The sequence below is a fragment of the Pseudomonas arvensis genome (assembly GCF_056688935.1).
The window spans coordinates 202,878-225,327 of record NZ_CP162038.1 but is presented as its reverse complement, the minus strand read 5'-3'; the positions used below and the strand labels follow the sequence as shown (position 1 = coordinate 225,327).

General features: G+C 60.8%; 22 protein-coding genes. 5 read left to right on the top strand and 17 right to left on the bottom strand.

The window, feature by feature from the left end:
• Positions 1-91 precede the first annotated feature (91 nt).
• The 11 genes from AB3G88_RS01065 to AB3G88_RS01015 all read right to left on the bottom strand — a co-directional run bounded on the left by AB3G88_RS01065 (position 92) and on the right by AB3G88_RS01015 (position 11,779).
• A complete protein-coding gene (locus AB3G88_RS01065) occupies positions 92-3,157 on the bottom strand; it encodes an efflux RND transporter permease subunit (RefSeq protein ID WP_480452834.1) in 3,066 nt (1,021 codons plus the stop codon).
• Complete coding sequence (locus AB3G88_RS01060; RefSeq protein WP_480452832.1) at positions 3,154-4,224, bottom strand: efflux RND transporter periplasmic adaptor subunit; 1,071 nt, start codon at positions 4,222-4,224, stop codon at positions 3,154-3,156. The genes AB3G88_RS01065 and AB3G88_RS01060 overlap by 4 nt, the downstream gene beginning before the upstream one ends.
• Positions 4,221-5,303 (bottom strand): efflux RND transporter periplasmic adaptor subunit, encoded by a 1,083-nt coding sequence (locus AB3G88_RS01055; protein ID WP_480452830.1) that lies wholly within the window; start codon positions 5,301-5,303, stop codon positions 4,221-4,223. Before AB3G88_RS01055 ends, AB3G88_RS01060 begins: the two co-directional genes overlap by 4 nt.
• A 240-nt stretch (positions 5,304-5,543) precedes the next feature.
• On the bottom strand, positions 5,544-6,392 hold the full coding sequence (locus AB3G88_RS01050) for a transporter substrate-binding domain-containing protein (protein WP_480452828.1): 849 nt from the start codon (positions 6,390-6,392) through the stop codon (positions 5,544-5,546).
• Positions 6,389-7,165, bottom strand: a complete 777-nt coding sequence (locus AB3G88_RS01045) for an amino acid ABC transporter ATP-binding protein (protein ID WP_112192933.1) — start codon at positions 7,163-7,165, stop codon at positions 6,389-6,391. The genes AB3G88_RS01050 and AB3G88_RS01045 overlap by 4 nt, the downstream gene beginning before the upstream one ends.
• A complete protein-coding gene (locus AB3G88_RS01040; RefSeq protein ID WP_112192932.1) occupies positions 7,162-7,821 on the bottom strand; it encodes an amino acid ABC transporter permease in 660 nt (219 codons plus the stop codon). Before AB3G88_RS01040 ends, AB3G88_RS01045 begins: the two co-directional genes overlap by 4 nt.
• Positions 7,802-8,467: an amino acid ABC transporter permease gene (locus AB3G88_RS01035; protein ID WP_003187615.1), complete on the bottom strand. Its 666-nt coding sequence runs from the start codon at positions 8,465-8,467 to the stop codon at positions 7,802-7,804. The genes AB3G88_RS01040 and AB3G88_RS01035 overlap by 20 nt, the downstream gene beginning before the upstream one ends.
• 356 nt (positions 8,468-8,823) lie before the next feature.
• Complete coding sequence (locus AB3G88_RS01030) at positions 8,824-9,606, bottom strand: MetQ/NlpA family ABC transporter substrate-binding protein (RefSeq protein WP_099584375.1); 783 nt, start codon at positions 9,604-9,606, stop codon at positions 8,824-8,826.
• A gap of 126 nt (positions 9,607-9,732) precedes the next feature.
• Positions 9,733-10,656 (bottom strand): sigma 54-interacting transcriptional regulator, encoded by a 924-nt coding sequence (locus AB3G88_RS01025; protein ID WP_480452825.1) that lies wholly within the window; start codon positions 10,654-10,656, stop codon positions 9,733-9,735.
• A 48-nt stretch (positions 10,657-10,704) separates the two neighbouring features.
• Positions 10,705-11,286 carry an alpha/beta hydrolase gene (locus AB3G88_RS01020; RefSeq protein WP_099584373.1) on the bottom strand — a complete coding sequence of 194 codons (582 nt, stop codon included), beginning with the start codon at positions 11,284-11,286 and terminating at the stop codon, positions 10,705-10,707.
• 244 nt (positions 11,287-11,530) lie between these two features.
• Entirely contained in the window at positions 11,531-11,779 is a 249-nt protein-coding gene (locus AB3G88_RS01015; protein ID WP_191947065.1) for a hypothetical protein, read from the bottom strand.
• 404 nt (positions 11,780-12,183) lie between these two features.
• Between AB3G88_RS01015 and AB3G88_RS01010 the strand changes: the two genes are divergently transcribed.
• Positions 12,184-13,032 carry an EamA family transporter gene (locus AB3G88_RS01010; RefSeq protein WP_191960492.1) on the top strand — a complete coding sequence of 283 codons (849 nt, stop codon included), beginning with the start codon at positions 12,184-12,186 and terminating at the stop codon, positions 13,030-13,032.
• Positions 13,032-13,979, top strand: a complete 948-nt coding sequence (locus tag AB3G88_RS01005) for a LysR substrate-binding domain-containing protein (protein WP_480452821.1) — start codon at positions 13,032-13,034, stop codon at positions 13,977-13,979. The genes AB3G88_RS01010 and AB3G88_RS01005 overlap by 1 nt, the downstream gene beginning before the upstream one ends.
• A gap of 84 nt (positions 13,980-14,063) precedes the next feature.
• Here the strand turns inward: AB3G88_RS01005 and AB3G88_RS01000 are convergent, their stop codons facing one another.
• The 4 genes from AB3G88_RS01000 to AB3G88_RS00985 form a co-directional block, all read right to left on the bottom strand.
• Complete coding sequence (locus tag AB3G88_RS01000) at positions 14,064-14,465, bottom strand: ExbD/TolR family protein (protein WP_010565408.1); 402 nt, start codon at positions 14,463-14,465, stop codon at positions 14,064-14,066.
• Position 14,466: 1 nt separating this feature from the next.
• Positions 14,467-15,186 (bottom strand): MotA/TolQ/ExbB proton channel family protein, encoded by a 720-nt coding sequence (locus AB3G88_RS00995; protein WP_099584371.1) that lies wholly within the window; start codon positions 15,184-15,186, stop codon positions 14,467-14,469.
• A gap of 54 nt (positions 15,187-15,240) precedes the next feature.
• A complete protein-coding gene (locus AB3G88_RS00990; protein WP_112192924.1) occupies positions 15,241-16,050 on the bottom strand; it encodes an energy transducer TonB in 810 nt (269 codons plus the stop codon).
• A 240-nt stretch (positions 16,051-16,290) separates the two neighbouring features.
• Positions 16,291-16,695 carry a CesT family type III secretion system chaperone gene (locus tag AB3G88_RS00985; RefSeq protein WP_480452818.1) on the bottom strand — a complete coding sequence of 135 codons (405 nt, stop codon included), beginning with the start codon at positions 16,693-16,695 and terminating at the stop codon, positions 16,291-16,293.
• 455 nt (positions 16,696-17,150) lie between these two features.
• On the opposite strand from AB3G88_RS00985, the gene AB3G88_RS00980 reads away from it, so the two are divergent.
• A complete protein-coding gene (locus AB3G88_RS00980) occupies positions 17,151-18,215 on the top strand; it encodes a hypothetical protein (protein ID WP_480452816.1) in 1,065 nt (354 codons plus the stop codon).
• Here AB3G88_RS00980 and AB3G88_RS00975 read toward each other — a convergent pair.
• Positions 18,212-19,063 carry a LysR family transcriptional regulator gene (locus AB3G88_RS00975; protein WP_480452814.1) on the bottom strand — a complete coding sequence of 284 codons (852 nt, stop codon included), beginning with the start codon at positions 19,061-19,063 and terminating at the stop codon, positions 18,212-18,214. The two genes, AB3G88_RS00980 and AB3G88_RS00975, sit on opposite strands and share 4 nt — an antisense overlap.
• A gap of 102 nt (positions 19,064-19,165) precedes the next feature.
• On the opposite strand from AB3G88_RS00975, the gene AB3G88_RS00970 reads away from it, so the two are divergent.
• Together AB3G88_RS00970 and AB3G88_RS00965 are read left to right on the top strand one after the other, a co-directional pair.
• Entirely contained in the window at positions 19,166-20,335 is a 1,170-nt protein-coding gene (locus AB3G88_RS00970; protein ID WP_480452812.1) for a CynX/NimT family MFS transporter, read from the top strand.
• Positions 20,336-20,432: 97 nt separating this feature from the next.
• Complete coding sequence (locus AB3G88_RS00965) at positions 20,433-21,368, top strand: LysR family transcriptional regulator (RefSeq protein WP_158876565.1); 936 nt, start codon at positions 20,433-20,435, stop codon at positions 21,366-21,368.
• Here the strand turns inward: AB3G88_RS00965 and AB3G88_RS00960 are convergent.
• Positions 21,259-22,353, bottom strand: coding sequence for a fatty acid desaturase (locus AB3G88_RS00960; RefSeq protein ID WP_480452810.1), 1,095 nt, complete (start codon positions 22,351-22,353; stop codon positions 21,259-21,261). The two genes, AB3G88_RS00965 and AB3G88_RS00960, sit on opposite strands and share 110 nt — an antisense overlap.
• Positions 22,354-22,450 lie beyond the last annotated feature (97 nt).

The window sequence follows — 22,450 nt, the reverse complement described above, 5'->3', positions numbered from 1 at the left end:
GTGGGAGGGGGCTTGCCCCCGATGGCAGTGGGTCAGTTAGAACAACTTTGACTGACCCACCGCCATCGGGGGCAAGCCCCCTCCCACATTTTTAACTGCGGTTTTCCTGTTGCTCCTGCTTGGGCTCGCGGATCTTGTACCAGGCCACATACAGCGCCGGTAAAAACAGCAGCGTCAGCAAGGTGGCGATGATAATCCCGCCAATCATCGCGTACGCCATCGGCCCCCAGAACACCTCACGCGCAATAGGGATCATGCCCAGGCTGGCCGCTGCGGCCGTGAGCAAAATCGGGCGACGCCGGTGCTCGGTGGCTTCCACCACCGCATCCCACGGCGTGTAGCCGGCCACTTCGTATTCGTGGATCTGCGTCACCAGGATCACCGAGTTGCGAATGATGATGCCGATCAGCGCCAAGATGCCCAGGATCGCCACAAAGCCCATGGGCGTACCCGTGGGGATCAACGCCAGCACCACGCCGATCAGGCCCAACGGCGCCACGCTGGCCACCAGGAACATCTTCTGCACGCTGTGCAGCTGGATCATCAGGAAGGTCGCCATCAGGAACAGCATCAACGGCACCACGCTGGCGATCGGGCCTTGGGCCTTGCCGCTTTCTTCCACGGTACCGCCCGTGGCGACCTTGTAACCTACCGGCAAACCGGCGCTGAATTTATCGATCTCGGGCTTGAGCTGCTTGACCAGATCCGTCGGCTGCATCTCGTCACGCACCGAGGCTTTGATGGTGATGGTCGGCTTGCGGTCGCGACGCCACACCAGCGGCTGCTCAAGTTCGTAACGCACGGTGGCGAACGCCAGCAGCGGGATCGAGGTACCGTTGGGCGTGACGATCTGCAGGTTCTGCAAGGTTTCCGGGGTGCCGCGTTCGGCGTCTTCAGCACGGCCGACCACGTTGATCAGGTAGATATCGTCGTGCACCTGGGTCACCGACGCGCCGCTGACCACGCTGTTCATCAGCTGGGCCACGTCTTCCGACGACAGCCCCAGTTGCCTTGCCTTGTCCTGGGCGATGTCGATGCGCAGCACTTTGCCGGGCTCATTCCAGTCGTAGATGATCTCGCCCAAATGGGTGTTTTTATCCAGCAGCGTCGCCAGTTCGATGGCGTGCTTGCGCACCTGGTCGGTGTCTTTGCCGGATACGCGATACTGGATCGGACGCCCCACCGGCGGGCCCATTTCCAGGGGCTGCACAAAGCTGCCGATGCCGACAAAGTCATCACGCAGGCGTTTTTGCAGGCGCGCAATCAGCTCGCCGCGTTCTTCCAGGCCTTTGCTGACGATCACCAACTGCGCGTAGTACGGGTTTTCCAACTGCTGGTCGAGGGGCAGATAGAACCGAATCGCGCCCTGGCCGATATAGGTGCTCCAGCGTGCGATGTCGGGGTCGTCCTTGATGATCGCTTCCAGGCGGTCAACGGCCTTGCGCGTCTCGTTGATCGAGGCGTTTTGCGGCAGGTTGAGGTCGACGAGGATTTCCGGACGGTCCGACGACGGGAAAAACTGGTTCTGTACGAACTGCATCGAGAACACCGAAGCGACGAACAAGCCCACGGTAATGCCGATGGCCCACCAGCGGTTGCGCATGGCCCAGAGCATGCCGCCGTTGAAGGCGCGCCCGATGCGCCCAGGCTCGGCGTCGTGGGGTTTGACCTTGGCGCTGAGGATATGCACGCCGATCACCGGCGCAAACAGCACCGCCACCACCCACGACACCAGCATCGCCACGGCAATCACCGCAAACAGGGTGAAGGTGTACTCGCCAGCCGAACTGGCGTTGAGGCCAATCGGCACGAAACCGGCGACGGTCACCAAGGTACCGGTGAGCATCGGGAACGCCGTCGAGGTATAGGCGTAGGTCGCGGCCTGCTCCTTGGTTTCGCCCTTTTCCAGGCGCGTGATCATCATCTCCACGGTGATCATCGCATCGTCCACCAACAGGCCGAGGGCGATGATCAACGCGCCCAGCGACACCCGCTGCATGGTGATGCCGCTGTATTCCATGAACACGAACACCAGCGCCAAGACCAGCGGAATCGAACACGCCACCACCAACCCGGCGCGCATGCCGAGGCTGATAAAGCTCACCACCAGCACAATAATCACGGCTTCAAACAACGCGCTGGTAAAGCCGCCGACGGCCTCTTCCACCACTTCAGCCTGGTCGGAGACTTTGTGCACCCCGACGCCCACCGGCAGGTCGGCGGTCAGTTCGTCCATGCGGGTGTGCAGGGCCTTGCCGAACGACTGGATATTGCCGCCCTTCTGCATGGCGATGGCCAGGCCAATCGCCGGTTTGCCGTTGAACCGGAACATCGGCCGCGCCGGGTCGACGTAGCCGCGGCTGATCTCGGCGATGTCCGCCAGGCGATAGAAACGGTCATTGAGCCGCAGGTTGACGTTGGCCAGGTCCTTTTCCGAGGCGAACTGCCCCGACGTGCGCACCGAAATCCGCTCCGGCCCGGCCTCGATCACGCCCGCCGGGGTCACGGCGTTCTGCGATTGCAGGCTCTGCACCACCTGGCGCTGGTCAACGCCCAGGGCGGCCAGTTTGCGCGTGGAGAAATTCAGGTAAATCACTTCGTCCTGCTGGCCGATCATCTCGACCTTGCCCAGCCCCGGCACTGAACGGATCTCGGCGCGCACCTGCTCCACATAGTCGCGTAACTGGCGCATGGACAGGCCGTCGCCGGTAAAGGCATAGACCGAGCCGAATACATCGCCAAACTCGTCGTTGAATGACGGCCCCTGCAAACCCTGGGGGAAGGCGCCGCGAATGTCGTCGATCTTCTTGCGCACCTGGTACCAGATTTCCGGGATGGCCTTGGCGCTGGTGGTGTCCTTGAGAAATACAAACACTGTGGACTCGCCCGGCCGCGTGTAGCTTTTCACGTAGTCGAGGGAGTCGAGTTCTTCGAGTTTTTTCTCGATGCGGTCGGTGACCTGCTTGAGGGTTTCTTCCTGGGTCGCGCCTGGCCAGCGGGTCTGGATCACCATGGTCTTGATGGTGAACGAAGGGTCTTCCTCGCGGCCCAGGTTCATGTACGAGAACACGCCCATCAACAGCGCGACGAACATCAGGTACCACACGAAGGACTGATGCTTGAGGGCCCAGTCGGATAAGTTGAAGCTCCCTTTCATCGCGGGCTGTCCTCGTCGATTTTGACTTTTTGCCCGGGCTTCAGGCTGTTCACGCCAGCGGTGACGACACGTTCGCCGGGTTTGACGCCGCCGTTGAGCACCGCGCTGTGGCTGTCCCGGCTGACGACACTGACATCACGCGGTTGCACGGTCTGGCTTTGGGCGTCGAGGATCCAGAGGCGGGTCTTGCCGTCGACGTCTTGCAGGGCGCTGAGGGGCAATTCCAGGCGCGGCGCGATGGCCGTGCTCAAGGTCACGCTGATGGCGGTGCCCAGGCGGAATGCGGCAGGCGTATCGCTCAGGGTCAGCCGGGCGCGACGGGTGCGGGTGGCGCTTTGGGCCTGGGGTTCGATCTCACGCACGATGGCGGTGGTGTTGACGCTGGGGTCCAACTGGCTGGCGACCAGGAACACCACGTCAGGTGGCAGGCGCTCGGCGAGGCCGGCGGGCAGGTCGATGACCGCTTCCTTGATGTCCGGGCGCGCCAGGGTCACCACTTGCTGGCCGGCGCTGACCACCTGGCCAGCCTCGGCGTTCCAGGCGGTGACGATGCCCGCGTGGTCGGTGCGCAACTCGGCGTAGTTGAGCTGATCCTTGGCCTGGTTGACCGAAGCCTTGGCTTGGTCGAGTGAGGCCTGGGTGGTTTTCAGGTCGGTCTGGGCGATATCCAGTTGCGCCTGGGCGCCGACGCCACGGTTGAACAATTCCTGCTGGCGACGAGCGTTGGCCTGGGCATTGATGAATTGCGCCTGGACGCGAGCGAGGTCGCCTTGGGCGGCGCGCAATTGGTTTTGCTGATCCGTGGGGTCGAGCACAGCGAGCAAGGCGCCCTTCTCCACTTCAGCCCCCACATCCACGGCGCGGCGGGCAATACGTCCCGGCACGCGAAAGCCCAGATTGCTTTCATAGCGCGCCTGGATGGTGCCGGCGAAGCGACCGAGGGTTTCCTGGTCTTCGGCCTTCACTTCCATGGACAGCACCGGGCGCACGGGCTCGGGCGGCGCCTCTTCCTTGGAGCAGGCCGCCAGCAGCAGGCTGGCGGCGAGGGCTAGCGTCAGACGCTTCATGGCTGGGCTCCCTGCTGGGCAATCTCGACCAGCATGCCGGGGTGCAGCAATTGCCCACCGGCTACCACGACTTTTTCACCGCCTGTAAGGCCATCGCCGATGATGACCTTGCCGGTGAGGTAACGGGCCACCGTGACCTTGTGCAGTTGCGCCTTGCCGTCGCCATCGATCAGCCACACCGCGGGTTCACTCAAGTCTTTGGTCAACGCCGACCACGGCAGCTCTACGCTCCGCTTGGCCTGCCCATTGGCGGTGGCGCTGACCACCGAACCGAGCTGCATGCCTTTGGGCAGCGATTGCAGCGCAATCTTCACCTGCACCGTGCCGGTGTTGGCCGCCACGGCAGGCGTGACTTCACGGACTTTGCCCTGGGCCTTGATACTCGGGTTATCCAACAGGCTGACGGTGATCGGCGCATCGGGCGGCGGTTCCACCAGCAGGGATTCGTAAACGTTGAACACCGCATCACGCTCGCCGTCGCTGGCCAGGCTGAAAATTGGCACAGTGGCCTGCACCACCTGGCCGACTTCCGCTTGGCGAGCGGTGATCACACCGGGCGTTTCAGCGATCAGCGAGGTGTAGCCCAGTTGCTCGCGGGCATTGGCCAGTTGAGCCTGGGCAGCGGCCAGGGCGCTTTGGCTGCTGCGCAGCGCGGCCTGGGCGGCATCGTATTCGCTGCGGCTGGTGTAGCCCTTGGGCAGCAGTTTTTCCTGGCGCACAAAGGCCGCCGCCGTCTGCTTGACCCGCGCCTGCTCCGCCACGACCTGGGCCTGGGCGGAATCGACGTTGGTCTGCAAATCCTTGGGATCGAGCTTGGCCAGCACTTGCCGGGCGGTCACGCGGTCACCCACATCCACCATGCGCTGGATGATCTTGCCGCCGACGCGAAAGGACAGGTGGGTTTGCACACGGGCCTGGATATCCCCGGTCAGTGTGACCGCCGCGGCAAAATCCGCCGACTGCACGGTTTGCACAAAAACCCGGGAATGCTGCTTGGGTTCGGCCTTTTCCTGGCCGCAAGCGCTCAGCAACACCACTAAACCCAGGCCGACAATACAAGTGGAAATACGACCGCCCATGCAGACTCCTTGTGCGCGATGCGATGTGCCAGTGTGTATGCGACTGTGAGCTTAGTTCAGGGTTCCTTATCTGCATGGGCCAGCACGTTTTGAGGTGATTTCACTGGCCTCATCGGGGGCAAGTCGAATCGTCGCATCGCCCCTCCCAAAATGGGTTGGGTTCACAGATTCTGATGTGTGAATACAGTCAAATGTGGGAGGGGGCTTGCCCCCGATGCGGCCAGTAGCATCAATGAAGAATCAGCCCTGCCACTTCCCGCCTTCAACAATCACGCTCTCCGGCTTGGTCTCATCGCTCAGTTCTTTACGCACATATTGGTCATACAGCTTGAGCAAAAACTTCTCTTCACCCAGCTTGGCCAACTCGGCGTTCACCCAGTCGCGCAGTTCGACATTGCCCTTCTTCACCGCCGGCGCAATCGGCGCTTCATCACCTAACTTCTCTTCCAGCACACGATAGCCAGGGTTCTGCTTGGCCCAGCTGAACAGCACCAGGTTGTCTTGGGCGTAGGCATCGCCACGGCCAGCCGACAGTGCTTGCAGCGACTCGGAGTTTTTCTCGAACTTGAGCAGTTTCCAGTCCGGGTGGTTTTTGGTCAGCCAGATATCGGCGGTGGTGCCAGTGGTGACGATGGTGGTGCGGGTGGCCAGGTCATCCAGGCTTTTGATCGCGCTGTCGTTAGGCACCAGGGCCTGTACCGCGACTTTCAGGTTGGGGTTGGTGAAGTCCACTGCTTCCTTGCGTTCCGGCGTCACGGTCATGTTGGCGAGGATCAAATCGACCTTGTCGCTTTGCAGGAACGGAATGCGGCTGGCCGGTTCCACGGCGACGAATTCGACTTTGTTCTCATCGCCCAGCAGGTCCTTGGCGAATTGACGGCCGATGTCGGTATCGAAGCCAACGTAACGGCCCGCTTCGTTCACAAAGCCAAACGGTGGTTTGTCGGTAAAGACCCCAACGATCAGCTTGTCCCGCGCCTTGATTTTGTCGATGTAGCTGACGGCCGCAGGTTTTACCGGCTCTTCGGCCTTTTTATCGCAGCCGGCCAGCAAGACGACGGCCAACAGTGGCAACAGTAGTTTTTTCATATCAGTTCCAGTTCCTTGGTTTTCTTGGGCAGTGTTGAAACAAAGGAGAACTTCTCCAGGAACTGCTGCGCGCGTGCGGTTTGCGGGTTCGTAAAGAATGCCTCGGGGGTGTTGTGTTCGAGGATGCGACCGGCCTCCATAAACACCACGCGGTCGGCGACGGCGCGGGCGAAGGCCATTTCATGGGTGACGATCAGCAGGGTCATGCCATCGCGGGCCAGCCCCTGGATCACTTCCAGCACTTCCTTGACCATTTCCGGGTCAAGGGCGGCGGTGACTTCGTCAAACAGCATGACCTGCGGGTTCATGCACAGCGAACGGACGATGGCGATACGTTGCTGCTGGCCACCGGAGAGCTGGCGCGGGAAGGCATCGCGCTTGTCGGCCAGACCGACACGTTCCAACAGCTTTTCGGCCTGCTCGCGGGCTTCGCGGGGGTCGCGTTTTTGCACTTTGAGCGGGCCGAGCAGGATGTTGTCGAGCACGCTCATGTGCGGGAACAAGTGGTAGCTCTGGAACACCATGCCGATGTCCTGGCGCACCTGGCGCCAGTCGGTGTTTTTGCCCAGCAGCTCGCGACCTGCAAACCGCAGACTGCCGCTGTGGGCCACTTCCAGCCCATTGAGGCAACGCAGCAAGGTGCTTTTGCCGCAGCCGCTGGGGCCGAGGATCACCACCACTTCGCCGCTTTGCACACTCAGGTCGATGCCCTTGAGCACCTGCGTCTCGCCGAAAAATTTGTTGAAACCCTGAAACTCGATCAATGCGCTCATGCTTGGGCCCAGCGCCGTTCCAGCACCTTGGAGGCGGCCGACAACGGGTAGCAGATAAAGAAGAAAAACAGGAACAGCACGCCGTAGATCAGGACCGACTCGTAGGTGCGTTCGATGATTTGCTGGCCGACCTTGATCACGTCCACCACACCGATCAGCACCGCCAGGGAGCTGGTCTTGATGATGCGCGTGTAGACGTTGATGGTCGGCGGAGTCATGCGCTTGAGGGCCTGGGGCAGCAGCACGTAGCCGTACAGCTGCGGGTCCGACAGGCCAATCGACAAGCCCGCTTCTCGCTGGCCACGGGGCAGCGAATGCAAGGCGCCGCGCACCACCTCGCCCACCTCGCTGGCGCCCCACAGCGACAGCACCAGCACCGCGCACCAGAAGCTCGGGATGCTCAAGCCGAAGAAAATCGGCAGGCCAAAAAACAGCAAGTACAGCCATACCAGCACCGGGATCGCCCGGAACAACTCCAGGTACACCCGCAGCACTGCGTTGATCAGCTTGTTATTCAACGTGCGCAGCACGCCATACAACACGCCGCCGATGGTGCTGAAGGCAATGCTCAAAAACGAGATCGACAGGGTTTGTGCAGCGCCCTTGCCCAATTGCGGCAACGACACCCACAACAACTCAAGACCCGAACTGGCCATGCTGGAGCCTCCTTTCCAGGCGGCTGAGCAACAGCGACAGCGGCAAAAACAACAGCACGCAAATCAGCGTCAGCACGGCGAGCATTTCGTAGGTCTTGTAGTAAAGGGCGATGTAGCTCTTGGTGGTGTAGAGAATCTCCGGCACCGCCACGGCGGAGACCACGGTGGTCTCCTTGAGCAGGAAGATGAAATTGGCGAACAGCGCCGGCAGGCTGAGGATGCCGGCCTGGGGCAGGATCACATGGCGCAGCAACTGCCAGTCAGACAGGCCGATGGACTTGCCCGACTCGATCTGCGCCAGCGGCACCGCTTCCACACCGGCACGCAGCACCTCGGTGAGGTAGGCGCCGCCCAGGAACGTCATGGTGATGATCGCCGCCCAGAACCCGGAGATATTGAAGCCCAGGGCCGGCAGCGCGAAGTAAACAAAAAACAGTTGGATCAGCAGCGGCGTGTTACGCGCCAGCTCCACGTACAGCGCCACCAGGCGCGACAGGTAGGGCGTGCGAAACACCAGCAGCGCGGCGTTGATCAGTGCCACCAGCAGCGAGGTGGCAATGGCAATCAGGCCGACTTGCAGCGTCACCCCCACGGCTTTCAAAAACGCCGGCAAGGTGCTGAGGATAAATGCGAAATCGAAGGTCATCGTGAGTCCATATCGCCGCATGGGTAATGCCGCGAGCGCCGTCCATTCCGACGTGGGTAACGTCGGGTAGCGCGAACTTTAAAGGTATAAAAAGCAAAGTTTAAATACCAAAATAGCATATTGATATCACGCAAAAACCTAACCCCCGGATTCGCGGGTTGGGCAATTGGGTCAACTGTGGGAGGGGGCTTGCCCCCGATGGCGGTGGGTCAGGGATAAATATGCTGGCTGACACACTGCAATCGGGGGCAAGCCCCCTCCCACATTTGAATTGCACTCCAGGTTTCAGGCATAAAAAAACGCCGACGCTCTACAAGCCATCGGCGTTGAAACCTTGAAGGGGGTTTTTACTTACATCAGAACGCCGGCACGACCGCGCCGCTGTACTTCTTCTCGATGAAGGCTTTGACTTCCGGGCTGGTCAGGGCCTTGGACAGTTTCTGGATCGCGTCGCTGTCCTTGTTGTCCGGGCGAGCCACCAGGTAGTTCACGTAAGGCGAGTCGGAGCTTTCCAGGATCAGTGCGTCCTTGGCCGGGTTCAGCTTGGCTTCCAGGGCGTAGTTGGTGTTGATCAAGGCCAGGTCAACCTGGTCCAGTACGCGTGGCAGCAGGGCCGATTCCAATTCTTTGAATTTCAGGTGTTTCGGGTTGCTGGCAATGTCTTTGGGCGTGGCCAGAGCGTTGGTCGGGTCTTTCAGGGTGATCACGCCGTTCTTTTGCAGCAGCAACAGGGCGCGGCCGCTGTTGGAGCCTTCGTTCGGGATGGCAACCGTGGCGCCATCTTTCAGGTCTTCAATTTTCTTGATCTTTTTCGAGTAACCACCGAAAGGTTCAACGTGCACGCCGACCACGGTCACGAGGTTGGTGCCCTTGCCCTTGTTGAAGTTTTCCAGGTACGGCAGGGTCTGGAAGTAGTTCGCATCCAGGCGTTTCTCAGCGACTTGCACGTTCGGCTGCACGTAGTCGGTGAACACTTTGATTTCCAGGTCCACGCCTTCCTTTTTCAGGGTTGGCTTGATCAGCTCCAGGATCTCGGCGTGCGGGATCGGGGTGGCGGCCACCACCAGTTTCTCGTTGGCCTGGGCGAAACCGGCAGTCAGGGCAGCCGCCAGAGCGGTAAACAACAGAACCTTTTTCATGCAGTGTCCTTATCGGAATTCCGGGGCGTCGGTGACGACCGTTGTTATGTGGTGTGCCAGCGAAGTGCTATCGCGGCGTGAAACGGACAATACCTAGTTTTTTTATTCCCGAACAATATCTTTTATTCACGTTGATATTCCATTTTGCTCATGTAGGAATTTTCGCAATGATTCCTGCTCGGCAAGACTGGCACTGTTGAAAATCCGCTGCACTTGCTCCAACGGTGAGCCCGCCGCCGGCAGGTTCAAATGCTCGGGCAAAATCTCGTCGCCGCTGCTGACCAGCAGGGCAAAGTGAATGACGTTCTCAAGTTCCCGGGTATTGCCCGGCCAGCTGTGGTGTTCGAGGACGCGCTGGGCCGCATCGCTGATCAGCGGCACTGGCAGGTCCAGGCGCTGGCTGTAGATGCCGAGGAAGTACTCGGCCAGCGAAAGGATGTCGCCGACCCGCTCGCGCAGCGCCGGCAAGTCGAGTCGGCCTTCGCTCAAGTAATGGAACAGCCGCTCATGAAACTTGCCCGCCGCCACGGCCTGGGCCAGGTCGATACTGGTGGCGGCCACCAGGCGCACGTCCACCGGGCTCGGCTGATGGGCGCCGACGCGGGTGACTTCGTGGTTTTCCAGGGCAGCGAGCAATTTGACCTGGATCGGCAGCGGCAAGTCGCCGATCTCATCCAGGTACAAGGTGCCGCCATTGGCCGAACCAAACCAACCGGCCCGGCTGCTGGCGGCTCCACTGTGGGCGCCGGCGGCGTAGCCGAACAACTCGGCATCGGCGTAAGTCGGGCTGATCGCGCCGCAGTTGACCGAGACAAACAGCCCGGTGCGATCACTGCCACGGTGGATATGCCGCGCCAGCAGCTCTTTACCGCTGCCGGTCTCGCCACGGATCAACACCGGCAAGGCTCGGGGGGCGAGGTTTTCCAGGTCTTCGCGCAGTTGCCGCGAACGCGGGTCGACAAACACCAGCGCCTTGGCACGAATGCTCAGCGGGCTCTTTTCGGCGTCGGGGAAGGTCAGCAACGGCTGGCCGAAGGTTTCATGACTCATGGCAGGCTCCCGCCCCAATCCACTCAGGGACGGGGGCGTTGAAAAAATTTATGCGCTACGCCGGGCGTGGTGCTCAAGGCGGTTTTGCAGGCGATAGAGGTAGGCGAAACCCTGCTCCCAGCGCTGGTGACCGGACTTCACATTGATGTGGCCAGCGCCGGAGAGGATGCCGGCTTCGGCGCCCCAATTACGCGCCAGTTCCAGCGCACGCGGGGCGCTGACGGCACTGTCGTTGTCGGAGCCAACCACTTGGCTGGGAAACGGCAGCAGATCGGTCGGGATGGGTGCGAAGTTGCGCAGGGCCGCAGAGCAGGCCGGGCGTTCGACATCGGCGGGCGCCACCAGCAAGGCACCACGCACCTGCCGCAGGTACTGCAACGGCGCGGCGGCAGCCCAATGGGCCACGGTGATGCAGCCCAGGCTATGGGCGATCAGAATCACCGGCGTACTGTCGGCGGCGATGGCCTCGGCGAGCGCAGCCACCCAGTCTTCGCGACGCGGGGTGAACCAGTCGGCCTGCTCCACCCGCGCACTGTTGGGCAAGCTGTTTTGCCAATGGGTTTGCCAATGATCTTCTGGCGATCCTTGCCAGCCCGGCACGATCAGATAACGAATCGACTCGCTGTGCATGGGTGTGCCCTCCTGCAGCGTTTAACGTTGTAGGACAGTATAGGGACGGGGTTTATATTCGTTAAGGAATAAGAAGCTATTTATTAATAACCAAAAATCCATTATCCCTGCAGATCCAAATGTGGGAGGGGGGCTTGCCCCCGATTGCAGTGGGTCAGCTACAGATAAGCTGACTGATACACCGCCATCGGGGGCAAGCCCCCTCCCACATTGATCGGATTTCACATTGGAATTGCACTCGTTTTCAGCTCGCGTGACGGGTCCGAGGCATACAGTCGATGGTGCGATCTACCACCGTCTTGGCCATTTCCAGCAAATGCCACACCGCATGGATTTTCGCGCGGTCGTGCGGCTGCAGGTGCTCACAGCAGTCCCATACGGTGGCCGAGGCGCTGTGGATCAGGTGAGCGATATAAAGTTGGGCGTCTTCGAAACTGAGATTTTCGTTGGCGACGAGACAATCGAGGGGTGGATCGGGAAGTGCTTTGGTCATGGTGTAACTCCTATTGAACATGGGAGCGACCACTAACGCTGCTAAACGATAAGTGGCAGCTGTACGCGGGTTAGCAGACTGGCCAATAGGAACACCAGCGCACCCGAGGGTGCCCCACGCACAGCCGCCATAAACGCGGATGTGAACCGTGTGCCTATTGAACTCAGGCTGCTAAACCCGATCACTGAAAACCAGCGACGGGCCGAAGACTAGCCATCCATTCCAACAGCCACAAGGCGGCGGGGATTGTCTCGGAAACGTCCTGCAATTTAAAGGGATATGACTTGCTGGCCCTTTACAAGCCATGACGGATTTTAATGGCAGCACTGACGAGCTTTCGCTTCTGGCCATCACACTTGGCTGCGTTAAATAGCCGCCTTCATTTCCCCGCCCGCCCGAGCCCCATGGACAACTCCGACATCGCGATCACCCTCGTTTTGATCTCCGCTTTCATGCATGCCACCTGGAACGCGGTCGTCCGGGCGGGGAGCAGTCGCTTCATGACCTTGGCCATGGTCGATGGTACGGCGCTGCTGATCTGCCTGGGGGCGCTGCCGCTGGTGAATGCGCCAAGCCCGCAGGTGTGGGGCTATGTGCTGGTTTCCGTGGTGCTCAACACGGCCTATCGATTGTTTCTGATCAAGGCGTATGAGACCGGCGACTTCGGGCAGGTCTACCCGGTCATGCGCGGGGTGCCACCGGTTTTAGTTGCCCTGTTTTCCTACTTTCTGCTCCATGAGCAGCTATCGCCCTACGCAATGGCAGGCGTGTTCCTGATCTGTGCCGGCATTATCAGCCTGACATTCGTGCGCAAGATGACCGCGCGTATGCTCAAACCGATCGTGATGGCGGTGTGTGCGGGTGCGTTCATCGCGTCCTACACAGTGGTGGATGCCAAGGGTGTAAGAGCCAGTGAGACGGTACTGCAATACATTCTCTATCTGACGGTATTCCAGAGCATTCCGATTCCGGCGCTGGCGGTTATCAAAAAGCGTGTGGCATTCGCAGAGGCCATTCGCAACCATTGGAAGGTCGGCGTCATGGGCGGCGTTTTGTACCTCACTTCCTACGGCCTGGTGCTGTTTGCGCTGTCGCTGGACGCGGTGGCCAAGGTCTCAGCGCTGCGGGAAACCAGTGTTATTATCGGCGCCATCATTGCCGCGCTGTTTTTTCACGAGCAGTTCGGCTGGCGGCGGATGCTTTCGGCGTTCGTCATTGTTTGCGGGATCATCTTGATCAAAGTGAGCACCTGATGGGCCAACGTCCGCCACCTACTCCCATGCTGCAAGCCTTTGTCAGTGCTGCACAGACGGGAAGTTTTGCGCGCGCCGCCTCGCAGTTGAATCTGACCGCCAGTGCGATAAGCCATCAAATTGCGGGGCTTGAGGAGTGGTGGGGCGTGCAGTTGTTTGAGCGCCACTCTCGGGGCGTGAACCTCACGGCAGCGGGGCACGTTTTGTTGCCGGTTGCAGATGGTTTTTTCCAAGCCCTTGAGGCGGCTTTGCACACACTTAATCCGAGCAAGTCCCAGCCGCTTTACCTCTCGTGCACGTCTTCTCTGTGTTCCACCTGGCTAATCCCCAGAATGCATGGTTCCCACACCGATGCTTCATTCAACCTCGACCTGGTATTAACCAGTGCGGACATGAACAGCGCCAATCTCGGCGCTAATCAGTTCGATGTCGCGATTGTGATGGGGTACGGCGACTATCCGGATCATCATGCCGAACTGCTGATGCGAGATGCCGTGTTCCCGGTGTGCTCGCCAGAATTTCAACGTGCCAATGGCGATATTCCGCTGACTGATATCGCGCAGTATCCACTCATTCACCGCGTGGACGATCAGGTGTGTCCGGGGTGGGAAAGCTGGTTTGCGTTTCAGGGCCTGGCGGCTGCGCCTTATCACCATGGGCCACGCTTTCCGGACTCCAGCCTGGCAATCAGCCTGGCGGTTAAGGGTGGCGGGATTGCACTGGCCAGGACAGCGTTGGTGTATGACCAGTTGGAAGAGGGCGCGTTGGTCACACTCGGCGGGCCGGTGCTGATGTCGCCGGCGGCGTACTACGTTATTTGTCGCAACGGACGGCAATCGGAACCTGATATTGCTCGGTTGATTGGCTGGCTTAAAGAAAGCGCTGGAAAGTTTCAGCGTGAAGTTGAAATCCGGTATCCGCAAATCGCTGGGGTTGGTTCACTCTGAATCTGTGGTATTGCTGAAGTCGAGGCAAAAAAAAGGCCGCACCCTGCCAAGGAGACGGCCAAAAAATTGTCGAGGCTTTTGCAATCAACGGGCGGTAATCACCGACAGCTTGGTTATCCCCGCGCGTTCGATAGACGCCATGGCTCGCGCCACTTCGCCGTAGTTCACTCCGTCATCCGCCTGCAGTTGTACCCGCACATCGGGATCCTTGGCCTTGGCCGCCTGCAGGTTGAATTCCAGCAGGTCCGGCTGGATTTCGTCCTTGTTGATAAACAGCTTGCCGGCACCGTCGATGCTGACCACCAACGGGTCTTTTTGCTCGACCGGGGCCACGGCCTCGGTCTTGGGCAGGTTGATCGGAATCGCGTTGGTCAGCAGCGGCGCGGTGACGATAAACACCACCAGCAGCACCAGCATCACGTCCACCAGCGGCGTAACGTTGATCTCGCTCAGTACCTCATCACTGTCTTGCGTGGAGAAGGCCATCTCAGGACGCCTCCTTCACTTTTTGCGGGTTGCCGGCATTGGCTTTGTTCAGCGCCGGGTGCAGCAGTACGCGGAAGGAGTTTTTCTGCGCGAGGCTGTAGAAGTCGTGGGCAAAGTCATCAAGATCGGCCGCCGTGAGCTTCAGGCGACGCAGGAAGTAGTTGTAGACCAGCACCGCAGGCACCGCGACGGCGATACCGACGCCAGTCGCCACCAACGCTGCGCCAATCGGCCCGGCCACGGTTTCCAGGCTGGCAGAACCGGCGGCGCTGATGCCCTTGAGCGCTTCCATGATCCCCCACACGGTGCCGAACAGGCCGATAAACGGCGAGGTGCTGCCGATACTCGCGACCACGGCCAAGCCGGTTTCCAGGGAGCGGCGCTCGCGTACGATCTGTTGACGCAGGGCGCGTTCGAGGCGGTCCTGGTGGTTGATCGCCTGGCTCAAGTCCGCCGCGTGGGGTGTTTCGCCGACCTGGATCGCGGCGTAACCGGCCTGGGCCACACGGGCCGCAGCGCCCGGTTGCGTTTCAGCCAGTTCAGCGGCCGAATCCAGACTCGACGCCGCCCAGAACTGTTTGTGGAACTTGCGATCCTGGGCCTTGAGACGCCCGAACTGCACGCCCTTGAGCAGGGCCAGGCCCCAGGTGGCGACCGAAAAGACCACCAGCAGCCAGATGACCGCGCTTTCAATGGATTCAAGTGGAGATGCTAATGCCATGGTGTGTTCCCTCTGTACAAGTCGCGGCGTGTGCAGCACCCCGCAGCGCAATAGTTAGTGAATCTTGAAGTCGATCGGCACGCTGACCCAGCCGTCCTGGGCCACTTCGCCCTGCTTGGCCGGCACGAAGCTCCAACGCTTCACGGCGGTCAGTGCGGCGTCGTCGAGTTGCTGGCGACCGCTGCTTTTCTGGATCTGGATCTCACCCGGTTTGCCGCTGGCCAATACATGCACCCGCAACAGCACCGTGCCTTCCCAGCCCCGGCGCTGGGCCAGTGACGGATACTCCGGCGCCGGATTCTTCAGGTACGCGGCGTTGGCCGAAGCCGGGGTGACCGGGGCGGGTGCTGGCGGCGCGACCGGTGCGGGCGCGGGTGGCGCAGGTACAGGCGGCGCCGGCGGTTGCTCAACCGGTTTCGCGACAGGCTTGGGCACCGGCTTGGGAACTGGCTTGGGTTTGGGAATCTTTTTCGGCGCCGGCTTGGCGGCCAATTCATCCACCACAGGTGGCGGCGGCTCGACCACCGGCGGCGGCGGTGGTGGCGGCGCGGGCGGTGGCGGTTCCACCACGGGTGGCGCCGGCTGGGAAAATTCGATGGTCATCGGCGGGATTTCCGGCGGCACAATCGGCAGCACCGGTGTGGCCTTCTGGCTCACCCAATAGATCACCGCACCGTGCAGGGCCAGCACCAGCAACCCGAGCAGAATCCCTTCGCGGCGGCTGGAAAAACGCTTCGGCGTCTTCTGCGTCCGCAGTTGCCCCAATGGCGCGCGATGCGGCCGGCCAAGGTCGACCAACTCACCACCCGGTGCCTGGCGCCATGGCGCCTCGTGTGCACTGGCGGCGGTCTGGACATTGCCCATTGATTCACTCCCTACGGTTTTTGAAACAAAAAACCGACAGGCCTGCGTGGAAGGCCGTCGAGGGCTGAATCATCGGGGCCAGACGCTTATCTCTTAAAGTAATCTTTAAAGTTATACATAGATCTAAATTGAATAAATAAACCTGACGTAAATGCCCAGGCCACGGCCTGCAAGGGCTGGCGCCAAGGTGCATTTTTTCAATGCTTTTCAGGCATGAAAAATATTCCTCAAAGGCATCATTTAGGTGAGGCGACAGGGCGATAAGAACAGGGTCAGTCGATCACGCATTTCGAGCGCTGCCTTCATGAACCCCGCTACCCAGTCGCAGAAAACCACCTCGCTCAAGACCATCTTCGGCATCAGGCTGCACAGCCTCAGTTCACCGACGTTATCCAAGGCCAGCCAACCACCTGGATTCATCGCACTCGGGAAGTTCATCTCAAGAATCTGACGCCAAGCCTGCGGCCCTATGCCAGGAACCCTCATCATGCAGTGCAGCAGCACGCTGCCCTCGCCCGCAGGCATTTCAATCACAACAACCTCCTGATGCTGAGAGTTGCCCAACGAGCACACCCCCTCTCGCAAGGTAAATTTCCCACCAAATCGTTTGCTCAATGCCTCCATCAACAGCGCTGCATCGACCACAGGAACCTTCCTCAAACCCGAATTTCCCCAGTGAAATATCGGTGACACAGAGAGTGGCCGATAGGAAAAAAGAGTTCCATGCCGCGAATTGAGCAGCGCCGGAAACCGCGCGAGCACTGCATTTGAACTAACGGTGCGCAGACAGCCACAGAAAGACGCCTTCACATTAACGGTGAGAACTTATGTATCTGAATATGCCCTCAAATGCTTCGCCTCTTAGTCATCAAGCAGTGCTAGGCGGTGCAGATGTCACGCGACTCCACCAGATGCCAGCAACTGCGCCCGTTCTGGCGCCTAGCGCACAGTCGTTGATTGATAAGGGAAGGTACGGTGCAGAACCTTCGCCAGTCATTCAAATGCTGCCGTTGACTGGGTCCCAGGCCGCTCAACATGATCAGGCAGCGGATTTCGTCGACCCGGCAAGTCGTACCACGCCAGGAGGACGTACGCGGCAATTGGCACTTCAACAGACGATCGCCGCCAGGGATCTTCTCTATCATCCAGGCGACGTATTACGCGCAGAACTGGGGTTGGCGGCTGGCAAAGCACACGACATGATCAGTCGACTGGGTGACCTGCAAAAGCCGCTGGGTGGCCATCTTTTCGGGCCAGAAGGGCTAATGCCTGGTGAGAGCCCACAAGCCTTGCTGAATACGCTCAAACGCCTCATAGATGACGTACCTGCAGGCAGCAACAGCGCGACGGCAAAAGACCGCTCAATATTGATCGCACTCATGGGTGACGTTGGCGCAATCCTGGGCAGTTCAACTACAGGCGTTGAACGCACTGCAGAACAGGATGAGCAACTGCGACAAGTCATTCCCGGCCTGCTGGACCTGCCAAACTCGGCAGCCGATTCCATCGCGCCAACCATTGCCCTGGGAGGCTCGGCCACCATTGGCCCAGCAAAAAAACAGGAGCGGATCAAACCGCCGAATGCGCAACCGCTTCGCACCGGCGTTCACAACCTGGGTAAAGAGGCGGACGATCTGCTGGGCATAGAATCTAACAGGCTACTTCCCAGTCGATGGGATGTGGCGCAACTCCAGAAGGAGCGCGTGGCCAATACCGAGGAACCGTTGATCGCTCACATGTCCGGCACCCAGGCAGAAACACTTGCGGTCTGGGACATGTTACGCGGGGAAAAGCGACCTTATACCGAAGTCATGGACCGGCTCAAAGAGCGCCCAAACCTCGCTAACAACCCTATGGCCGACTTGCTATCAGGTGAACGAGATGCGCGCTACGCACGTGCCGCCGGCACGGCTGCGTTTCTGATCAGTAATGGCTATCACAGCGCTGTAGAAGTATTGGGTGGAACGCTGGCTTACACTGGCCAAGACGGGCAATCGGTCGTCGGTCCCCGCCAGGATGCGGGTCACCTCTTCGGGCAGGGTGCAGCGACGGAACTCATCACCGAGTTGCTCACCACACAACGGGCTAGTGGCGCTTCGCCGAGAGCCCCTCACCACCCACCCACAGCAAGGTCCAGTGATGCAGAAAACGTCAGAAAGCGCTAAGCGGCACTACGTTCGCATAACGTAAGCAACTGGCGTTGCAAGGTGTGCCCCGCCGCGCTCAGGCCGTTACGGCCATACAGCGCCAGGCGCACGCCTTGTACCGCTGGCAAACCGCTGTCCGGTCCCAATTCCACATGCCCCGGCTGCACCACCCGGCGCGGCAACAAGCTCACGCCCAACCCCGCCGCCACCGCCGAACACACGCTGGCCAGGCTGGCGCTGGAATAGCCGATGCGCCAGCGCCAGCCGCCTACTTCCAGGTGGTGCAGCATTTCATTGCGGTACAGCCCGCCCACCGGGAACGCCACCAGCGGCAATGGATCGCGGCCCAACGACGGCGTGCTGCGGCTGTCGACCCAACACAGCGGCTCGGGCCACGAGGCCAGGCAGTCGTCGCTGTCGCCCATCTGCTTGACCAGCAGCACATCGAACTCGCCGCTGCGAAATTGGCGCTGCAACTCCGGGCCCAGACCGCTGGTGACCTCCAGGCGCACCCGTGGATACGCCAGCACGAAGGCCGAGAGCAACGGCATCAGGCGCTCGGCGGCAAAGTCTTCCGGCACCCCGAGGCGCAGCACGCTGTCGCTCTGCTGGTTGATCAACACATCGGCGGCCTCTTCATGCAGCGCGAGGATGCGCCGCGCATAGGCCAGCAAGCGCTCGCCTTCGGCCGTGGCGACGACGCGGCGTTGGTCGCGATCCAGCAACTGGCACGCCACCGCGTCTTCCAGGCGGCGGATCTGCTGGCTGACGGTGGATTGGGTCAGGTGCAGGCGCTCGGCGGCACGGGTGAAGTTGGCGCAGTCCACCACGGCCACAAAACTTCTGAGCAACACGGGATCGAACATGATCATTCCCTTTACCACTGGTTGGCATGGTTATATTTAATTTCAGAATACCTGTGGCGCTGGCCATACTCACGCCTCATTTACTCACCGCAAGAGCGCTGCATGACCCTCAACAAATCCCTCGCCGGCTGGGGCCTGCTGGTGGTGCTGGGCCTGAACCTGCGGCCGATCCTCAGTTCCATCAGCCCGTTGCTCGGTGAAATCCGCTTGGCCACCGGCCTGAGTTTCCAGAGCAGCGCCCTGCTCACCAGCCTGCCGGTGGTGTGCATGGGGCTGGTGGCGTTGGTGGGCGTGCGCGTCGAAGCGCAGCTCGGTGAACGGCGCGGCATCGCCCTGGGCTTGATGATGATTCTGCTGGCGTGCCTCGCGCGCTGGCTGATGGGCCAGGGCTCGGCGCTGTTGGTCACCGCGTTGCTCGGCGGTGCCGGGGTAGCGCTGATCCAGGCGTTGGTGCCGGCGATGATCAAACGCGAATTTCGTCACCGTGTGCCGGTGGCGATGGGCGTGTATTCGGCCTCGCTGATGGCCGGTGGTGGGCTGGCAGCGCTGCTCAGCCCATTGGTGGCCACACACTTCCAGCAATGGCAGGCAGGTTTGGGCGTGTGGCTGTTGCCGGCGCTGGGCGCCTTGCTGCTATGGGTGTGGCTGCCCTTGGGTGCGGCGAAAAACCCGCAGGTGGTGCCGGCGTTCAAGGGCCTGCGCAATCGTCGGGCCTGGCTGCTGGCGGTGTATTTCGGGCTGGTGAATTGCGGCTACATGAGCCTGGTGGCGTGGCTGCCGGCCTACTATCAGCAACTGGGCTGGGGCGTGCTGCCCAGCGGTTCGTTGCTGGCGTTCATGACCATCTTCCAGGTGCTCGCCGCACTGCTGATGCCGATGCTGGCGCAACGCGGTATCGACCGCCGCCCCTTGCTCTGGGTCAGCCTGTTGGCACAAACGGTGGGTTACCTCGGGCTGCTGCTGGCGCCGCTGCAGTTTCCCCATGTGTGGGTAGCGTTGTGCGGCTTCGGCCTGGGTGCGTGTTTCGCCCTGAGCCTGCTGCTGACCCTCGACCACCATCGCGACCCGCGCCAAGCCGGGCAACTGGCGGCCTTCGTGCAGGGCGTGGGTTTTTTGATCAACGCGATTTCGCCATGGATGACCGGCTGGCTGCGCGAAATCACCGGCAGTTTTGCCAGCGCCTGGGTGGTCCTGACGTTGACCGCAGTGACGATGCTGGTGGTGACGCGGGTGTTCAGCCCGGCCACCTACCGCACGGCGCCTGCTCTATAGATATGCGTTTAAGGTCTAGCAAAATCGCTATAGCTTCGTTGACGGAATAAGCAATCCCCTTAAAATCCCGGTTCTCCTACAGGATGTCGGGCACACAATGGACCTTCGCCAACTGCGCTACTTCATCGCGTTGAATGAGTACCGCAGTTTTGTGCGCGGCGCCGATGCCATGGGCATTACCCAACCGGCTTTCAGCCGCAGCATCCAGGGCCTTGAGCAGGAATTCGGCTGCATACTGGTAGACCGCGCGCACAAGGACTTGCGCCCCACCCCCGAAGGCCAGGTGGTGTTGCAACATGCCTTGAGCCTGGTTCAAGGCGCCGCCCGGCTCAGCCATGAAGTCACACGCATGACCAAGCTGGATGCCGGTGAGGTGCGCTTCGGCAGCGATGCAGTGGCAGCGGTCAACCTGGTTCCCCAAGCGATGGCACGGCTCATCACCGCCCACCCCAAGGTACGCAGCGTGTTGCAGGTGGATAACTGGGAAAGGCTCGGGCGCAGCCTGAGCCGTGAAGAGATCGAATTTTTCATCGCCGATGTGCGCCACTTCGAAGCCGACCCGAACTTCCAGACCCAAGCGCTCTCGTCTCGGCGCAGCGTGTTCTTCTGCCGCGCCGGACACCCGTTGCTGGCCAAGGACAGCCTGTCGACCAATGACCTGTTCGACTATCCACTGGCCACGCCGTTGATCGCACCAGGCATTCGAAAACTGCTGGCCAACCTCAGCGGGCGCATCGACTTTGCCCCCGCTATCGAGCTGGAGCAGTTTGCCGCGCTGGCTGTCATCGTGCGCCAGTCAGACACCATCGGCCTGGGCGCCGAAGAAGCCTTCGCCGCCCCCTTGGCCAGTGGCGAATTGAACGTGCTGCACTGGCGCAACGTGCCTCATGCCTTGGAAAGCCTGAACAGCCGCTGCGGGGTGATCACCCGCGCTGGGGCTCGCCTGTCGCCTGCGGCGAAGGCGCTGATCGAAACGCTGCTGGCGGTGGAAAACCAAGCCGATTGGCCCGCGCAAACGTCCCGAAGTCATTGAACCGCACGCCCATCTCGGCCATCACCTTATGCGCCACTTTGGCGGTCATCTGGCGGATGTAGAACGGCTCCTTCACCACAAAATGATGAATCCCGTGGGTGCTGCCGAAGTTGAAGCAAAACGCCTGCAACGGCCACATCCACCAGGGGTTCAACACTTGGGTCTGCTGGATCACATTGCCCAGCTCCACATCGCCGTAGTAGTGCATGTTGGAGCTGACAAAGTGCAGGCAGAAGGTGCGCAGCACGTTGGGGCCGATGATCACCACGGCGGCGATGTCGATCACCTGCATCATCTGCAACGTGCCGGCGGACCACTCGACCGGCGCGCCCAACAGGCTGGCGACGCCGTTGGCCGCATGAAACCCGAGGAAGATGTACCACGCGCCCCAATGCAGCAGCGCCAGTGGTGCGTAGACCAGCAGCGAGCGTTTGAGGATCTTGAATTTGTGGCCCCATGTCTTGGCGCGCAGCATGCGGATAAACGCCGACATCACGTTATCGCCTACCATCAGCAAACGCGCCAAGCCCCAAGGCTCGCCGTTGGTGATGGCGCGCTCTTCCATATCGGTCTCGGTGCCGGAGACTTTGTGATGGTTGAGGTGCAGGTGGCGGCGGATCCACGGGTTGATGGTGCTGGGCCGCGCCAGCCACACCAGGCCCATCATCAGGTTGTGGGGCACACGCCGTTTGCGAAAGTACATGCTGTGGATCAGGTCGTGTTCCAGCTCGTGGGTCAGCGAAGCGAGGAAGGCGTTGAGCAGCAGGCACACCCACCAGGCCATATGCCCGGTAATGTAGAGCGCCGCCGAGCCGATCATGCCCAGCAGCGCAAAGGCCAGGATGCCCGCGCCCAAGGCGTCCTGATGCAGCAACCACGGGTGCTGCCGGCGCAAGCGCACGCCTTCGGCCAGTACCACTTCACGGATCTGCGCGGAACGCTGTTGCGCGTTCATCTGCTGGGGACTTGCAGAAGTACCGTCCATGCTTCCATCCTCTGTTTATTGATGGATGCATCCTGACTCACGCGGTACGTCAGGGCAGCAGCCCCGCACGCCAACCTGTTGACCGCAAGCGCCAATC

Coding starts and splice junctions, on each gene's coding strand:
- AB3G88_RS00960 (WP_480452810.1), bottom strand. CDS start 22,353: ATGGACGGTACTTCTGCAAGTCCCCAGCAGATGAACGCGCAACAGCGT.
- AB3G88_RS01065 (WP_480452834.1), bottom strand. CDS start 3,157: ATGAAAGGGAGCTTCAACTTATCCGACTGGGCCCTCAAGCATCAGTCC.
- AB3G88_RS00975 (WP_480452814.1), bottom strand. CDS start 19,063: ATGTTCGATCCCGTGTTGCTCAGAAGTTTTGTGGCCGTGGTGGACTGC.
- AB3G88_RS01060 (WP_480452832.1), bottom strand. CDS start 4,224: ATGAAGCGTCTGACGCTAGCCCTCGCCGCCAGCCTGCTGCTGGCGGCC.
- AB3G88_RS01010 (WP_191960492.1), top strand. CDS start 12,184: ATGGACAACTCCGACATCGCGATCACCCTCGTTTTGATCTCCGCTTTC.
- AB3G88_RS01020 (WP_099584373.1), bottom strand. CDS start 11,286: ATGCACAGCGAGTCGATTCGTTATCTGATCGTGCCGGGCTGGCAAGGA.
- AB3G88_RS01030 (WP_099584375.1), bottom strand. CDS start 9,606: ATGAAAAAGGTTCTGTTGTTTACCGCTCTGGCGGCTGCCCTGACTGCC.
- AB3G88_RS00995 (WP_099584371.1), bottom strand. CDS start 15,186: ATGGCATTAGCATCTCCACTTGAATCCATTGAAAGCGCGGTCATCTGG.
- AB3G88_RS01025 (WP_480452825.1), bottom strand. CDS start 10,656: ATGAGTCATGAAACCTTCGGCCAGCCGTTGCTGACCTTCCCCGACGCC.
- AB3G88_RS01055 (WP_480452830.1), bottom strand. CDS start 5,303: ATGGGCGGTCGTATTTCCACTTGTATTGTCGGCCTGGGTTTAGTGGTG.
- AB3G88_RS01035 (WP_003187615.1), bottom strand. CDS start 8,467: ATGACCTTCGATTTCGCATTTATCCTCAGCACCTTGCCGGCGTTTTTG.
- AB3G88_RS00990 (WP_112192924.1), bottom strand. CDS start 16,050: ATGGGCAATGTCCAGACCGCCGCCAGTGCACACGAGGCGCCATGGCGC.
- AB3G88_RS00965 (WP_158876565.1), top strand. CDS start 20,433: ATGGACCTTCGCCAACTGCGCTACTTCATCGCGTTGAATGAGTACCGC.
- AB3G88_RS00970 (WP_480452812.1), top strand. CDS start 19,166: ATGACCCTCAACAAATCCCTCGCCGGCTGGGGCCTGCTGGTGGTGCTG.
- AB3G88_RS01000 (WP_010565408.1), bottom strand. CDS start 14,465: ATGGCCTTCTCCACGCAAGACAGTGATGAGGTACTGAGCGAGATCAAC.
- AB3G88_RS01050 (WP_480452828.1), bottom strand. CDS start 6,392: ATGAAAAAACTACTGTTGCCACTGTTGGCCGTCGTCTTGCTGGCCGGC.
- AB3G88_RS01015 (WP_191947065.1), bottom strand. CDS start 11,779: ATGACCAAAGCACTTCCCGATCCACCCCTCGATTGTCTCGTCGCCAAC.
- AB3G88_RS01045 (WP_112192933.1), bottom strand. CDS start 7,165: ATGAGCGCATTGATCGAGTTTCAGGGTTTCAACAAATTTTTCGGCGAG.
- AB3G88_RS01005 (WP_480452821.1), top strand. CDS start 13,032: ATGGGCCAACGTCCGCCACCTACTCCCATGCTGCAAGCCTTTGTCAGT.
- AB3G88_RS01040 (WP_112192932.1), bottom strand. CDS start 7,821: ATGGCCAGTTCGGGTCTTGAGTTGTTGTGGGTGTCGTTGCCGCAATTG.